The organism is Paenarthrobacter ureafaciens, assembly GCF_004028095.1.
GTDB lineage: Bacteria > Actinomycetota > Actinomycetes > Actinomycetales > Micrococcaceae > Arthrobacter > Arthrobacter ureafaciens.
This window is the reverse complement of record NZ_SBHM01000001.1, coordinates 29,074-44,238: the sequence shown is the minus strand read 5'-3', so window position 1 is coordinate 44,238 and position 15,165 is coordinate 29,074. Positions and strand designations below refer to the sequence as shown.

The window sequence follows — 15,165 nt, the reverse complement described above, 5'->3', positions numbered from 1 at the left end:
CTCATGACCTCATTTCTTATCGGATCCCAGCAGGGAAGCCGTCGACTCAGCGATGGCCCGTTCTTCGTCACTGGGTACGACCAGAACAGGAACAGCGGATGCGGTGGTACTGACGGTCCGGATACCTGTTCGATCGGACTGGTTGGCGTCCTCATCCCGGTTGGCGTCCTCATCCAGGGCGTAGCCCAGCGGCCGAAGCCACTCGAGGGTGGCTGCCCGGTACAGCGCCGAGTTCTCGCCGATTCCCCCCGTGAAAATGACCGCATCCGGGCCTCCGACCGCCATGGCGTACGCGGCAATGTACTTGGCAAGACGGTAGCTGGACGCCTGCACGGCAAGGACAGCTCCCGGGTCGCCTCGATGGAAGCCGGCCGCGATGGTGCGCATATCTGCTGTTCCCGCCAAGGACAAGAGCCCGGAACGATGGTTCAGGATGTCATCGACGTCGCTGGCTGTGGCTCCCTCACCAAGCATCAGGAGCACGAGTGCCGGATCCAGGTCTCCGCATCGCGTGCCCATCACCAGCCCTTCCAAGGGGGTCATGCCCATCGACGTGTCAACACTGCGTCCGGCCTTCACGGCAGTCACCGACGCGCCGTTGCCGATGTGGGCCACTACCGCATTCAAGGACCCGGTCTGTTTCGCCAGGAAGCCCTTGGCATCCCGGCAGGCCAGCTCCACGGAGATCCCATGAAAGCCGTACCGCCGTATGGGGTGCGCCATGTAGGCATTCTCAGGAACGGCGTACCTCGAAGCGAAATCGGGGATGGAACGGTGAAAGGACGTGTCGAAGACGGCCACCTGGGGCAACCCGGGCCACAGATCCGCAGCAGCTTCCATGCAATCGGCGCTTGACGCATTATGGAGCGGGGCCAACGTCCCAAGGCTCCGGATCATCGCGATGACATCGTTGGTGACGGAGACGGGTGAGGTGTAACTTTCCCCGCCGTGGACCACCCGGTGCCCGATCGCATCCGGTCGGCCAAAGTCCCGCTCGACCTCCTGCAGCACCCGGCGCAAGCTCCCGCCCCGGTCTTCCTGATCATCGGCCCACTCCAACTGCCCCGAGTGCAGGACAGCGTTGCCGGTAGGGGTACAGGCCGTATCCCGTAGGTGGTATTTCAAGGATGAGGAGCCCGGATTGAGGACAAGGACGCGCATGGGATCCTTCCACAGGGGCCTTGGGACAGGAAAGCACTCTCCGGGAGACCCTATCCCGGAAAGAGGCCCATGTCAGGACCTTAGGCCCCTTGCGGGCTGATTGCGGCCGGTCAATAGTGGTGATCATGACTTCGGAGATGCAAACGGCACCTTCCAACAGGCACGTGGTGGCTGCGCTCGACGGTTCCGTCGCCGGCAGCTTCGTGGCAGACTGGGCGGCCGCGCGGGCACACGCCATGGGCGATCGGCTCACCCTGGTTCACGTCGTTCTTCCCGTCTGGGTCTTCCAAGTGCCCGACGAGCACACCCTCGCCCTCAAACGGGCCGAAGACCTTCTCGGAAGCGAAGCCGGAAGGGTCCACCAGACGTATCCGGACCTGGAGGCAGCCACGACAATTGCCACCGGAGAACCTGCCGAGGCGCTCTCCGCGCTGTCCCTGAAGGCGGGACTGATGGTGGTCGGCACAGACCGCGGCCCCGGCACCGAAGGCGAAGGATTCGGATGCGTCAGTTTCCAAGTGGCCGTGACCAGCCGATGCCCGGTGGCTGTCATCCCCCACAACGCGCCGGGGCAATCTTCGGGCGTGGTGGTTGGCGTGGATGGATCACCGGATGCGGCCGGTGCCCTGGAATTGGCCGCCGGTGAGGCCCGCCGCCTCAACGAAGAGCTGATCATTGTCCACGCCGTGGATCCGCACGCCGCCGGCGGAGGTCCTGATGACGTGGCCGGGAAATCAGCGGAATGGGTGAACCGGAACTTCCCGGATATCAGCATGCGGATCCTTAGCGACCCGGTACACACCCCGGCGGAGGCCCTCACGGAGGCTTCCCGGGGTGCCCGACTGCTGGTGATCGGGCGTAAGGGCAAGGGCGGACTCTCCGTCCTGGTGGGTTCGGTCGCACAGCACATACTCCTGAATCTCCGATGCCCGACCATCCTGTCCTAACCGGCAAGGAGGGCCTCACCTCAACCGCAGCAGCTGAACTGCTGCGGGCAACCGGTCCGAACGTGCTGCCGACTGCCAGGAAGGTTCCACAGTGGCGGAGGCTGCTGGCCGAACTTACCCACTTCTTTGCCCTGATGCTGTGGGCCGCCGCAGCCCTGGCCTACATCGCAGGCATGCCGCAACTATGCATAGCAATCATCGTGGTGGTGATCGTCAACGGCCTCTTCGCCCACATCCAGCAAGAACGCGCGCAGCACGCCGCCGAACGGCTGCAACGGCTCCTCCCTGCCGAGGTCAGCGTTCGCCGCGACGGCACGATCCGGACCGTGCATGCCAGCGAACTCGTGCCCGGCGACGTCGTGGTTCTTGCGGCCGGGGACCGCCTTCCGGCAGATATCCGGTTCCTGGAAGCTGTCGGATGCACGGTGGATGAATCAATGCTCACCGGTGAGAGCGTGGTGATCCACAAAGCGGCAGGACAGGAGGGCTGGGGCGGAACGTTCACGGTGAACGGCGACGCCGAGGGTTTGGTGACCGCGACCGCCGGGCGCACCAAACTGGCCGCGATAGCGGCCCTCACCAGTGACACCAAATCCCCTCCCACTCCCCTGACACTGGAGCTGCGAAGGATCGTGCGGCTCATCGCCCTGGTTGCCCTGGCGGTTGCGGGGCTGTTCTTTGTGGTCTCCCTCCTGGTCGGGATCCAGTGGCGCGACTCCTTTCTTTTTGCCATTGGCGTGGCCGTGGCCCTCATACCCGAGGGACTCCTGCCCACCGTCACTCTCTCCCTGGCCATGGGCGCACAAAGAATGGCCGCGAAGCAGGCGCTGGTACGGAACCTCGAGGCCGTTGAGACACTGGGCTCCACGACGTTCATCTGCACCGACAAAACGGGCACCCTGACGCAAAACCGGATGAACGCCGTCGAGGTTTTCACACCGGCCGGAACCGTGAAGGTTGAAGGAGAGGGCTACGAACCGGAGGCGCAGGTCAGCGGCGAAGCCATCTCTGCGGCCGCCGAAGCTGCCTTCTGCGCGCGCACCGCATCGCAGGGCCGGGCCGTGCTGCACGATGGCCAATGGACCTCATCCGGAGACCCCATGGAAGCGGCACTGGATGTGCTGGCCCGCAGGCTTCCCGAGGCCGGGTCCCCTTCCGCGAAGGGATCCACGGACAGGCCGCCGGAAAAGAGGTTCCCGTTCGATGCTGCACGGCGCAGGGAGTCGGCCGTAATGGGCCCTGTCCTGTACGTGAAGGGAGCTCCCGAGTCCGTCCTTCCACTGTGCACCTCCGTGGATGCCGAGGCCTTGGCCGCCGAGGTCGAAGCCATGGCCTTGCGCGGGTTGCGGGTGATGGCAGCCGCCCGCAGGCAGCTTCCGGGCTCCCCCGCCGACTGGCTAGGACGGAGCGCAGCCGAAGCCGAGCAGGAGTTGGAGTTCCTTGGCCTGATCGGACTGCATGATCCGCCGCGGGCCGGAGTCGGCGACGTCATTGCCACGGCACGGCACGCAGGAATCCGCATTGCGATGATCACAGGCGACCACCCGGTGACCGCCGGCGCCATCGCAGCGGAAATCGGCCTGATGGGCAAGGACCGCCTGGTGGTCCAGGGCTCCGATCTTCCGGAGGACGAGCAGATGCTCGGTGCCCTGCTGGACCGGGATGGGGTGGTGGTCAGCCGGGTATCGCCCGAGCAAAAACTGCGCGTCGCCAAGGCGCTGCAATCCCGCGGCCATGTGGTTGCCATGACCGGCGACGGCGTCAACGACGGCCCGGCCCTGCGGCAGGCCGACATCGGGGTGGCCATGGGCCTCAGTGGCACCGACGTGGCCCGTGAAGCCGCGGACCTCGTCCTCCTGGACGACCACTTCGCCACCATTGTTGCCGCGATCGAGCAGGGCCGCGCTACGTATGCCAACATCCACCGGTTCCTGACGTACCACCTCACCGACAACGTGGCGGAACTGGCCCCGTTCGTGATCTGGGCGCTGTCAGGAGGGCAATTCCCCCTGGCCCTGGGCGTGCTTCAGATCCTGGCCCTGGACATCGGCACGGACCTCCTTCCCGCACTCGCGCTCGGTGCCGAGTCGCCGGGGAAGCGCGTGCTCCAGAGGCCGCCGGAAAAGAGGCACCTCATGGATCGCCAACTCATGCTCCGGGCATTCCTCATCATGGGGCCCACGGAGGCCTTCATCTCCATGGCGGCCTTCACCACCGTGCTGGTCTCCGGAGGCTGGTCCAGGAGTGAACCCCTGGACCCCGGCCTTCTCATGACCGCCTCCGGAGCCGCCTTTGCCGCGGTTGTCATCGGTCAGATGGCCACGGCATTCGCTTGCCGCAGCGCCACCACCCCGCCTTGGCAGCAAGGGTGATTCACGAACCGCCTGCTGCTGTGGGCGGTCGCTGGCGAAATCGTTGCCCTGGCCGTCTTCTTGTTCCTGGCTCCGGTGGCAGGCCTCCTTGGACAGGCGCCGCCCACACCAGCCGGATGGATCATCGCCATTCTCGCCTTCCCGGCGGTCCTTGCGGTCGACCTGCTGTACAAGAGGCTGAGGCACCCGGCCGGGCGGTCATTGGCGATGCATGCCATTAGGCCCTAGCGTGCACCGAAAACCGCAACAAAGCTTGTCCCATGAACTCACCAAACAGCCCCCGGAGAATCATCGTCGGCGTGGACGGGTCGGAATTCTCATCGAATACCTTGACCATGGCAGGGCGGGTTGCCCCGGTTTTTGGCGTGCCGCTCGAGGTGATCACCTGCATCGGCATGTCCGACTACTACCTGACCTCGCGCTTTGAGCAGGAACTGACCAAGTTCACCTCTGAGCTCGAGGAAACCGCCAGGCAGATGGCCGAAGAGGCCGTGGACCGTGCCTTCGCCGGAAACCGGCCTGCCGACCTGACTGCCACGGTCAAGTTCGGCGAGCCGGCCAAGGTCCTGGTGGAGGAAAGCAACGACGCCCTGATGTTGATCATTGGCCGGCACGGCGGCGGTGGCTTCCTGGGGCAGGCGATCGGTTCAGTCAGCAGGGCCTGCGCCGCCCATGCCCACTGTCCAGTGCTTCTGGTAGGGGCGGACGACGTGCTGCCCTAATGGGCCTTGGGCCCGGTCACCCTTGGGCCTGTACGACCGTGATGGCCACGGTGTTGATGATGTCCTCCACCGAGGACCCCCGGGAAAGATCGTTGATGGGCTTGCGCAGGCCTTGAAGAATAGGGCCGACGGCGATTGCGCCGGCCGAGTGCTCAACGGCCTTATACGTGTTGTTGCCTGTGTCCAGGTCAGGAAAGATGAAGACCGTCGCCTTCCCTGCCACTGTTGACGACGGCAGCTTGGTGCTCGCGATCCGGACGTCCACCGCAGCGTCATATTGGATGGGGCCCTCCACCGGGAGGCCCGGCCGGGAAGCCCTCACCAGGGCCGTTGCTTCACGGACTTTGTCCACGGACGTGCCGGCTCCGGACTCACCGGTGGAATAGGAGAGCATGGCGACTCTGGGCTCCACACCAAAGCGTTCCGCCGTTTCAGCTGAGGCAATCGCGATCCCGGCCAACTCCCCGGCTGTGGGGTCGGGGACCACTGCGCAATCGCCGTAAACAAGCACCCTGTCCGGGAACAGCATGAAGAACACCGATGACACCACTTCCTGCGGGTCTTCTCCCTTGATGAACTCCAAGGCGGGACGGATGGTGTTCGCCGTCGTGTGTGCCGCTCCGGACACCATGCCGTCCGCGCAGCCCAACCGGACCATCATCGTCCCGAAGTAGGCGGCGTCAAGCATGATTTCGCGGGCCCGTTCCATGATCATGCCCTTGTTGGCCCTGAGCTTGCAGTACTCCCGGGCAAAGCGCTCACGGTCAGGTGAGGTGGCGGGATCAATGACGGCAAGGTCCCCAAGTTCGATTCCTTGCGTGGCAGCCAGCTCGCTGACCACCTCCGGCCTGCCAAGCAGCGTCAGCCGGCAGACGTCGCGGCGCCGCAGGATATCGGCTGCCCGCAGGATCCGAACGTCCTCACCTTCGGCCAGGACAACATGGCTTGTCCGTTGCCGGGCACGTTCAATCAGGTCGTTGAAGAAGCGCAGCGGGGTGATGGTGGATGGGCGGGGCAGCGCCAGTTCTTTCAGCAGGTCCGCTTCAGGGATGTGGCGTGACCACAGGCCCAGGGCGGCGGCAACCTTGCGTTTCCCTCCTGTGTGGATTTCGCTGCGGACGCTCGCCGCACCCTGCGCCACGGAGTACAGGTCCCCACGCTCAAGGAAGACCGGAAACGGGGCCCGCTCCAGCAGCCGCTTCACATGCGGGGAAGGTTGCAGGCCATCCGTCAGAATCATCCCTCCAGGGCTCGGCAGATCCGGTGCCAATGCCGACGCCAAACAGGCAAGGATGATGTCCGTGCGGTCCCCCGAGGCCAGGACCATGTCGCCGGTCTGCACGGCGGGAAGGAAGTCGTCAGCGCCCATCCCTGCAACACGGATCCGGCGGATATCCCGGTCCCATTCCTTGCTGCCGGTACTTGGTACCAGCCGAAGTGACTCTGCGATGTCAGCGACGGTCGGCGTGGAGATTTCAGCTACCTCGGGGATGAGGTAGCAGGGAACGTCCGGGGCGGCTTCCCGGAGGGCTTGCTCCACCCGTTCTTCCGTGCCGGGTTCCACCCGGTTGACCACAACAGCCAGCACGGAACAACGCGCTGCCTTGAACTGCTTGAGGGCTGTGGCGACAGACTCCCCTATCCGTGCCGGCGGGACTCCCCGGCCACCGACCACTGCCAGGACGGGCAGTCCCAGGTTGCTGGCAAGGGCGGCGTTCAGTTCGAACTCGCCCGCCGCGTCGGGACTCCGAAGGTCGGAGCCATCCACCACGACGGCATCGCAACCACGGGACAAGCGGCTGTAGATCCCGATCATGCGTGACACCAGCTCGTCCTGCTGCCCTGACCTCGCTTCGGCCAAGGCGGCGGGCGTTGTTGTTCCAGCCTTGCTCCGCGAGGCACCCAGCTCGTACAGCCGCCGCAGCAACAGGACTACAGGATCATCGTCGACGGCGTCTCCGGCCACCAGCGGGCGGAAGAACCCCAGGCGCCCGGCGTGGCGATGAAGTGCGTCCACCATGCCCAGCACTGCCAGTGACTTTCCGGACCCGGGTCCCGCAGACGCAATGTAGAGTCCCTGCACCATGCGGTCTCCTTTCCTGGCATGCGGCCAATTCCTGCGTGTCCAGCATTTCCTGTGACTTCAAGGGTGACGGGCAGGCGGTGATAAAGCCAGAAAGAATCCCACCCCGTGGCAGCGTCGGGGACCTTGGACCCTGTTAGGCGTCGGCGCCTGTCCCTAGGATCGCAAGTACCCCAGGTGCAGGCCACCGGTCGCGCCGCCCCATCCCTTACAGGAGGACAATGCCCATGGAAACCGACGAGCGCCCAGGCAGGATCTTGTCCGACGATGAGTCATGGAGCGTCCTGCAAAGGAACCAGCACGGCCGCCTCGCGGTCAGCGTGTTGGGAGAGCCGGACATCTACCCGCTGAACTTCATCGCGGACCAGGGCAGGTTGCTGGTGCGCACCAACCCGGGAACCAAGCTCGCTGAGCTGACGGTCAACGAGAAAGTCGCCTTCGAAGTCGAGGAAATAGGCGACGGCGAGGCGTGGAGCGTTGTCATCAAAGGAACGGCACGCGTCATCGAGTCCCAGTCGGAAATCGACGAGGCGGACAAGCTCCCCCTGAAACCGTGGATTCCTACCCGGAAGTACACCTACGTGGAGATCCGTCCTACCCGCGTGCACGGCCGGCATTTTGAGCTGGGGGACGAACCCGAGCGCTACTAGGTCCCGCTCCCTCGGGGCGGGACCCCCGGGGCTGCTTCTTCCCCAACGCCCGCAGCGCATTGAGTATGGTGGCCAGGTCCACCAGTTCCTGCAGCAGCGCCCCTGCCACGGGCACAATGAAACCCCAGGAAGCGAACACCATCAGGACCAGGCTCAGCAGAATCCCCGTCCAGATGCTGGTGCGGGCAATGCGCAGGGTGTACTGTCCGACGTCGACCGCCACCGCCACCTTGGAGAGGTCATCGAGCAGGATCACCACGTCCGCTGACTCGCTCGCCGCGGTGGCGCCGCGCGCGCCCATGGCAATTCCGACGTCGGCCGCTGCCAGGACCGGGGCGTCGTTGACGCCATCCCCGACCATCATGACCGGGCGCGTCTTCAGCCCGGCGACCGCCCTGACTTTGTCCCCGGGGAGGCACTCGGCAAGCACCGTTTCCATTCCTGCCTGGGCGGCGATGCTCCGGGCGGTGCTCTCGGCGTCGCCGGTCAGCAACAAGGATTCCCGGACACCAAGGTCCCGAAGCTTCTCCAGGGTGTCCACGGCGTTGACCCGCAAGGGATCGCTCATGATGAGGGTCCCGGCATACCTTCCGTCGACGCCCACGTAGATGGCCAACTGGCCGCCGGCCAGTTCGGACTGTTCAAAACCCGTGGTCTGCTCGCGGACGAACGCAGCTTTTCCGACCACCACGTCGTGGTAGCCCACGCGGGCGGCGACGCCGTTGGTGGCGTGCTCGGTGGCCGCCGTCGAAGGCAACAGCGGCAGTCCGCGCTCGGCAGCCGACGCCATGACCGAGGTCGCAAACACGTGGGAGGAGAACCGTTCAGCCGAGGCAGCCAACTGCAGCAGCGTCTCTTCGCTCGGTGAATCCGACCCGGCACGCCTGACGGCCACGAGGGTGGGTTTGCCGGCCGTCAGCGTCCCGGTCTTATCAAAGACAGCCGTCCTGACCTTGCTGAGCTGCTCAAGGGTCCCTGCGTTCTTGATGATCACCCCGGCCTTGGCGGCCCTGCTGGTCCCGGCAAGGAAGGCTACCGGGGCGGCTATAAGGAGCGGGCAGGGAGTAGCGACAACCAGTACCTCAACAAATCGCACGGGATCGCCGCTGATGAACCAGGCAACGCCGGCCATGGCAAACGCCACCACTGTAAAAGGGATGGCGTACCTGTCAGCCAAACGGACTGTAGGGGCCCGGCTGGCAGCCGCTTCCTGGACCAAGGCGACAATTTGGCTGTACTGCGATTCCTTGGCGGTGGCAGTCGCTTTGATGCGCACGGCCGCGGGCCCGTTGACCGTGCCGCTCAGCACGGAACCGCCCCGGGACCGTTCGACGGGCAGGCTCTCGCCGGTCAGTGCTGATTCATCGAAACTGCCCGCCCCGGACAACAGTTCGCCGTCCACCGGAACGGTCTCTGCGGGCTTGACCAGCAATACGTCACCGGGGTTGACGTCCTCCACGGCGATGTCCACGAGGTCTCCTGAGGGCTCTACCCGGTGTGCGTTGCGCGGGGAGCGTTTCAACAGATCGGTGAGCTCCCGGGTAGCGCGGCCCTGGGCGTAGTCCTCCAGGGCTTCACCTCCGGTGAGCATGAGTACGATCACCAGAGCCGCGATGTACTCACCGACGACCACCGTTGCACCGATGGCCGTGATGGCCAGCAGGTCGATGCCCCACCTGCCGCGGAAAAGATCCTTGACCATGGAACCGGCGCGGTACAGCGCAACGGCCAGGGCAAAGATGGATGCGAAGCCCTGGGCCGCGGCGTCCTGGCCACTGAGGACCAGGACAGCGACCAGTAAGCCCACCAGGAGGATCGCGCCCACAAGGGGGTACCTGCGGGCAAGGGTGAAGAGCCTGACTTCACTCATGCGCGCCACGGGACAGGACGACTTTCAGAGCTTCCGTCTCGGAGGCCCGGGAGAAGGTGTCATAGGCGTCCATGATGTTCTCGAGCGAGAAATGGTGGGTCGCGAACTTTCCGGCGGGAAGCTTCCGCTGGGCAACCAGCCTCAGCAGCATGGGAGTGGTGTTGGTGTTCACCAGCCCCATGCTGATATTGATGTTGCGGATCCACAAGTCCTGCAGGGGCAACTCAACGGGCTTGCCGTGGACACCGATGTTCGCCACGTTCCCGCCGGGCCGGACCAGTTGGAGGCACATGCCGAACGTTTCCGGGATGCCTACGGCTTCGAGGGCGACGTCCACACCGGCACCGTCGGTGAGGGCCAGCGCCTGCGACAGCCAGTCAGCGCTTGTCGGGTTGATGGTGTGCGTGGCACCAAAGTCGACGGCGCGCGCCAGCCGGCTGTCGTTGGGGTCGATGGCGATGATGGTGGCGGCGCCGCAAAGCCCCGCCGTGGCCATGGCGGCCAAACCGATAGGGCCGGCTCCAACGACGGCGATGATGTCACCGGGGGCGACCCTGCCGTCGAGGACACCGATCTCGAAAGCCGTGGGCAGAATGTCCGAAAGCATCACTGCCTCATCATCACTGACGCCTTCGGGCAGTTTATGCAGGGAGTTATCGGCATAAGGCACCCGCACGAATTCTGCCTGCGTCCCGTCAATGAGGTGCCCGAAAATCCATCCCGTACCGGGCTGCCCTTCGTCCCCCAGGCAATGGGAGAACAGCTGCTTCCGGCAATTGCTGCAATGTCCGCACGATTTTATGCACGACACTATGACGCGGTCGCCGGGCTTGAGGCCGCTGACTGAGCTTCCCACTTCCGTCACCGTCCCCACTCCTTCGTGGCCGAGGATCCGCCCAGGCACTACGGCCGGCACATCACCTTTGAGGATGTGAAGATCCGTTCCACAGATGGTGGTGGTATCGATCCGGACTATGGCGTCGGTAGGGTGGGCAATCACCGGGTCCGGAACCTCTTTCCAGGCTTTGGCTCCGGGACCGTCGTAGACCAGCGCTTTCATCGCATTGCCTTTCCGTGGTGCCCGTCAGCGGAAGGATTCCCTGCGGGCGTCATTGAGTGGTGCTTTCCAGATATCCGGACGGGTAGTGGTGAAGCGCCTGCCAGTGATGGATTCCGGAATGATCCTGACGTAGTGGTTTTTACTTCCGGCCTGCCACGGCTCAAGGTCCAGCGCCTCAGCCTCCGCGAGTTCATGGCGTTCGAGGATGACTGCTGCCCGGCCTCTGGCCACGACGCTCCAAGCCTTTGACGCTCCGGCCTCGAATCCGTCGATCTCAAGGGCCGTTGGCGCTTTCATGGCGCTCCAGTACTTCGTTCCGGCGCCCGTGCGGAAGACGATTCCCTGACCGTCAAGGACGTAGTTCACGGGGAAGATGTCAGGATGCCCCTCCACCAGGACAGCCAGTCGGCCAACGTTCATTTGGCCAAGCAGCGCCCAGCATTCTTCAGGATCCAGGCGTTCGATGGCTGTGTGTGGGGTCGATTCCATGCCCTGACGCTAACCGTGCCGGGGCGCCCCCGTTAGGGCCGTAGGTCCCGGACCGCCCTTGGGTCCCGGACCGCCGGGCCGGGAAGTCACTCGAGGCCGGCGCGGGTGGCATCATCCAGGGGGCTCCACCAGGTCAACGGCTCGGTGATCTTGAAGCGACGCCCGGTCATCGACGTCGGCACAACCCGGATGAAGTGGTCCTTGCGCCCTGCCTGCCACGGGAAAAGCAGCAGCCCGACCGTGTCAAGGACGTCCTGGGTCAGCTTGATGCTTTCGGCCTTTCCCTTGAGCACCACGCTCCACGCCACCCCCGAAGCGGTGTCCACGCCGTCGGCCTCAACGGCTACAGGGGTGGCCCCCAAAACTGTGTGGAGTTTTGTCCCCTCACCCGTCCGGAAGACCAAGGTCCCGTGGTCCACCTTGTAGTTGATGGGGAAGATGTCCGGGTGGTCGCCGGCCCAGACGGCCAGCCGTCCCACCGACACGCTTCGAAGCAACTCCCAGCACTGCTTGACGTCGAGGTTTTCGATTTCGGGTACTGCACGCTTGTCCATGGCTAGACGGTAAACCCGGAAAGTGCGGTTGGACAGGGTAGAAAGGCCCGTCCCTCCCGTCCCGCGCGCAACAGTATCGCCAGCGCCGTCGGGTCCGGAGTAATCTTTGCACGACGGCGCCGCACTCCCTGGCCGGCACCGCGGAAAGACGATGATGAGCCACCCTTACCAGTCGTCACCGGACGAACCACCGGCGGCCGCCATTCCCCTTGAGGCACTCTTGCGGACCTTCATGTCCCGGGCGGACGAACTGCTCATGGCCGAGGAACGGACCCGGGGCTTGCTCGAAGCCGTGGTGACCGTTGCCGGAGAACTGAGCCTGGAAACGGTCCTGAAACGCGTGGTGGATTCGGCGTGCCACTTGCTTCATGCCCGCTACGGAGCGCTGGGCGTCATCGGCGAGGACAGCACCCTCAGCCACTTCGTCACCGTCGGTATCGACCAGGAACTCGCCGAGCGCATTGGTCCTCTTCCCACCGGCCACGGAGTACTGGGGCTCCTGATCACAGGGCCTGCACCCCTGCGCCTGCATGACCTGCGGCAACATCCCAAATCCTACGGATTTCCCGCACATCATCCGCCAATGAAAACGTTCCTCGGGGTACCCATCAGGGTCCGCGACGCCGTCTTCGGGAATCTTTACCTCACGGAAAAGGAAGGTGGAGAAGACTTCACGCCCGAGGACGAGGACCTGGCTGTGGCACTTGCCGCGGCCGCCGGCGTGGCGATTGAAAATGCCCGACTGTACGAGGACGCCCAACGGCGGGCATCCTGGCTGGAGGCCTGCATGGATGCCACCGGCTACCTGCTGGAGGACAGCAGGGAGGACCACACCGAGCACGCTGCTTTCCGCGTCGTCGCTGAGGCTGCGGCCCGCCCGACGGATGGCCTGGTGGCACTCGCACTGACTCCGGCAGACAGGAATGGTACTTACACTGTGGCCGCTGCCGTCGGCAAGGGTGCCGGCGATCTGAAGGGCCGGAAGCTGACAGTCGGTCCGACCGGGATGAAGGACATTGCTCTCACGGGGCGAAGCACCGCCGTGGATGACCCTTGGAACCTCCTTGGCCCGGGCGTGCCATCCAACCCCGCAAAATTACTGGCCGTGGACTTGAGCGCCCAAGGAACCCACTATGGCCTGCTGGTCTCGGTGCGGGACTCCGACTCCGAACCGTTCAGGCAAACGGATGTGGAAATGTCCGCTGTGTTCGGTTCGCACGTAGCCTTGGCCCTTGCCTTGGACAGAATCCGAAGGTACCGGGAAGAGTCGGTGGTCTCCACCGACAGGGACCGGATCGCACGGGACCTGCACGACCTCGTCATCCAAAGACTGTTCGCGGCAGGACTGAGCATCCAGAGCCTGCGGCGCTACACCACAGCCCCTGAAGCTCCGGACCGGATCGACGCCATCACTGATCAGCTCGATTCCAGCATCCGGGACCTGCGCAACACCATCTACTCGCTGCGGGCAGCTGCTGCCGGCCGCCAATTGGTCAGCAGCCGGATTGTCGAGACGGTGCAGTCGGCATCGGCCTCTCTCCCGTTCGCGCCCCACCTCACCCTGATCGGTGCCCTTGACGTGGTGGAGGACGAGATCGTCATCGAGCACTTGCTGGCAGTCATCTCCGAAGCCTTGAGCAACGCGGTGCGGCACTCGGACGCACAAACCATCAACGTCACCGTCGGCATGACGGCCGATGCCCTGACTGTGGAAGTCAGGGATGACGGCCGGGGCTTCCGCCATCCCGGTTCAGGAAACGGCTTGGCCAACATGGCAAAGAGGGCAGCCGACCTCAATGGTTCCTGTGCCGTCACCAGCACCCCGGGCGACGGCACATCGTTGACGTGGTCCGTTCCCCTGCGCTGACGGTCCAGTGCGCGGTCTACTCAGTGCGCGGGCCCGCCGTCGGCTTCGTCGGGGCTATGCGCCATGTAGACCGCCGCCTGCGTCCGGCGTTCGAATCCCAACTTGGCCAGCAGGGAGGACACGTAGTTCTTGACGGTCTTCTCTGCCAGCAGCATCTCTTCTCCGATTTGCCGGTTGGTCAGGCCTTCGCCGACGAACTTCAGGACCCTCCGCTCCTGGGGCGTCAGTGCCGCCAGCCTGGGATCGTCCCGTTTGGGTTCGGTGAGCCCCTGCACAACCCGGGCCTTGACCGCCTCGTCGAACAGGGATTCTCCGTGCGCCGCGCGGCGCAGAGCACCCAGCAGGTCGCTGCCGCCGATTTCCTTGAGTATGTAGCCGGCCGCGCCGGCGATGATCGCTCCCCTGAGGGCCTGCTCGTCGTCGTAACTGGTGAGAATAACGCAGTTCAGCGACGGATCGACCGACCGGACGTTGCGGCATACTTCAATGCCGGTGCCGTCCGGCAGGCGCGCGTCCAGGACCGAAATGTCCGGCCGCAACGCCGGGATCCTTCGGGCCGCCTCCTCTGCCGAACCCGACATCCCTACTACCAGGAAGCCTTCGTTTTCCAACAGCTCCTGCAGGCCCCGCCGTACCAATTCATGGTCGTCAAGGATGAAGACCCGCAAAACTCCGGGAGTGTGGTCGCCGCTCGTAGCGGGCGCGTCCGCGAACATGACCCTCCCGTCCGGCGCACAGCGTGCGCCTATAGCCTCAACCCATGTAGTGGATTCTGCACCTACGTGGTGCATTCCGATTCTTGTCTGCCCGCCTGATCCAAGCAAGGGACCAAAGGCCTACGCGGGCGGTGACTTTCGGCCCTGTTGCGCAGCCCGGTGGAAGGGGAATCTGGAACTACAGGATACCGGGGACGTAACGGTTGCTTCCGGTATCAAGGAAATGAAGGAGCATGATCCCCATGAAGAAGTGGACGCGATGGCAGGATTACGTTGTTGTCGCAGCAGGCGCCTACACGGCGCTGTCGGTCCTCTGGACCTCCCAAACAGGAATGTCGACGGCGATGATGGTCACCTTGGGTGTCCTGCTGGTCATCAGCGGAGCCATCAACCTCGCCCTCCCGGGAATGCCGGTTGTTGAGTGGGCACAAGCACTGGTGGCCGTAGTCCTGCTGCTGGCCCCCTGGCTGGGCAACTACGCCTCGGCTACCGGAGCAGCCTGGACGGCATGGATCGCCGGGGCAGTCGCCCTGGTTGTCACAGCCTTTGCCATCAGGCCAAGCACCGAGGAATACCGGCACCACCACGTTGCAGCGGCACCCTGAACCCAATAACACATCCGGCGCTGCGGACTCCGCTGCGCCGGATTTTTCCTGTCCAACGGAGGTCCGGGA

The 15,165-nt window shown here is 64.6% G+C and carries 12 protein-coding genes and 1 pseudogene; 6 read left to right on the top strand and 7 right to left on the bottom strand.

Features of this window, described 5'->3' with window-relative positions; translation table 11 throughout:
- Positions 1–9: 9 nt before the first annotated feature.
- The gene (locus AUR_RS00205; RefSeq protein ID WP_021472168.1) at positions 10–1,161 is read right to left on the bottom strand and encodes an acetate/propionate family kinase; all 1,152 of its coding nucleotides are present in this window, start codon (positions 1,159–1,161) and stop codon (positions 10–12) included.
- Positions 1,162–1,286: 125 nt separating this feature from the next.
- Here AUR_RS00205 and AUR_RS00200 point away from each other — a divergent pair, with 125 nt between their 5' ends.
- The 3 genes and pseudogenes from AUR_RS00200 (at position 1,287) to AUR_RS00190 (ending at position 5,202) form a co-directional block, all read left to right on the top strand.
- Positions 1,287–2,108, top strand: a complete 822-nt coding sequence (locus tag AUR_RS00200) for a universal stress protein (protein ID WP_225740035.1) — start codon at positions 1,287–1,289, stop codon at positions 2,106–2,108.
- A pseudogene (locus AUR_RS00195) lies at positions 2,087–4,708 on the top strand (cation-translocating P-type ATPase). Before AUR_RS00200 ends, AUR_RS00195 begins: the two are co-directional and overlap by 22 nt.
- 32 nt (positions 4,709–4,740) lie before the next feature.
- Positions 4,741–5,202 carry a universal stress protein gene (locus AUR_RS00190; protein WP_062096736.1) on the top strand — a complete coding sequence of 154 codons (462 nt, stop codon included), beginning with the start codon at positions 4,741–4,743 and terminating at the stop codon, positions 5,200–5,202.
- Between the two features lie 16 nt (positions 5,203–5,218).
- Here the strand turns inward: AUR_RS00190 and pta are convergent, their stop codons facing one another.
- Positions 5,219–7,288 carry a phosphate acetyltransferase gene (gene pta / locus AUR_RS00185; protein ID WP_062096734.1) on the bottom strand — a complete coding sequence of 690 codons (2,070 nt, stop codon included), beginning with the start codon at positions 7,286–7,288 and terminating at the stop codon, positions 5,219–5,221.
- Positions 7,289–7,512: 224 nt separating this feature from the next.
- Here pta and AUR_RS00180 point away from each other — a divergent pair, with 224 nt between their 5' ends.
- Complete coding sequence (locus tag AUR_RS00180; protein WP_031216469.1) at positions 7,513–7,935, top strand: pyridoxamine 5'-phosphate oxidase family protein; 423 nt, start codon at positions 7,513–7,515, stop codon at positions 7,933–7,935.
- On the opposite strand, the gene AUR_RS00175 is transcribed toward AUR_RS00180, so the two are convergent.
- The 4 genes from AUR_RS00175 to AUR_RS00160 all read right to left on the bottom strand — a co-directional run bounded on the left by AUR_RS00175 (position 7,880) and on the right by AUR_RS00160 (position 11,908).
- Positions 7,880–9,805 (bottom strand): heavy metal translocating P-type ATPase, encoded by a 1,926-nt coding sequence (locus tag AUR_RS00175; protein ID WP_062096731.1) that lies wholly within the window; start codon positions 9,803–9,805, stop codon positions 7,880–7,882. The two genes, AUR_RS00180 and AUR_RS00175, sit on opposite strands and share 56 nt — an antisense overlap.
- A complete protein-coding gene (locus AUR_RS00170; protein WP_021472161.1) occupies positions 9,798–10,865 on the bottom strand; it encodes a zinc-dependent alcohol dehydrogenase family protein in 1,068 nt (355 codons plus the stop codon). Before AUR_RS00170 ends, AUR_RS00175 begins: the two co-directional genes overlap by 8 nt.
- A 24-nt stretch (positions 10,866–10,889) precedes the next feature.
- Entirely contained in the window at positions 10,890–11,354 is a 465-nt protein-coding gene (locus AUR_RS00165) for a pyridoxamine 5'-phosphate oxidase family protein (RefSeq protein ID WP_062096729.1), read from the bottom strand.
- A gap of 86 nt (positions 11,355–11,440) precedes the next feature.
- The gene (locus tag AUR_RS00160; RefSeq protein WP_021472158.1) at positions 11,441–11,908 is read right to left on the bottom strand and encodes a pyridoxamine 5'-phosphate oxidase family protein; all 468 of its coding nucleotides are present in this window, start codon (positions 11,906–11,908) and stop codon (positions 11,441–11,443) included.
- Between the two features lie 154 nt (positions 11,909–12,062).
- Here AUR_RS00160 and AUR_RS00155 point away from each other — a divergent pair, with 154 nt between their 5' ends.
- Positions 12,063–13,775, top strand: coding sequence for a GAF domain-containing sensor histidine kinase (locus AUR_RS00155; RefSeq protein WP_062099169.1), 1,713 nt, complete (start codon positions 12,063–12,065; stop codon positions 13,773–13,775).
- Between the two features lie 20 nt (positions 13,776–13,795).
- On the opposite strand, the gene AUR_RS00150 is transcribed toward AUR_RS00155, so the two are convergent.
- On the bottom strand, positions 13,796–14,491 hold the full coding sequence (locus AUR_RS00150; protein ID WP_021472156.1) for a response regulator: 696 nt from the start codon (positions 14,489–14,491) through the stop codon (positions 13,796–13,798).
- A gap of 242 nt (positions 14,492–14,733) precedes the next feature.
- On the opposite strand from AUR_RS00150, the gene AUR_RS00145 reads away from it, so the two are divergent.
- A complete protein-coding gene (locus AUR_RS00145; RefSeq protein ID WP_031216466.1) occupies positions 14,734–15,096 on the top strand; it encodes an SPW repeat domain-containing protein in 363 nt (120 codons plus the stop codon).
- Positions 15,097–15,165 lie beyond the last annotated feature (69 nt).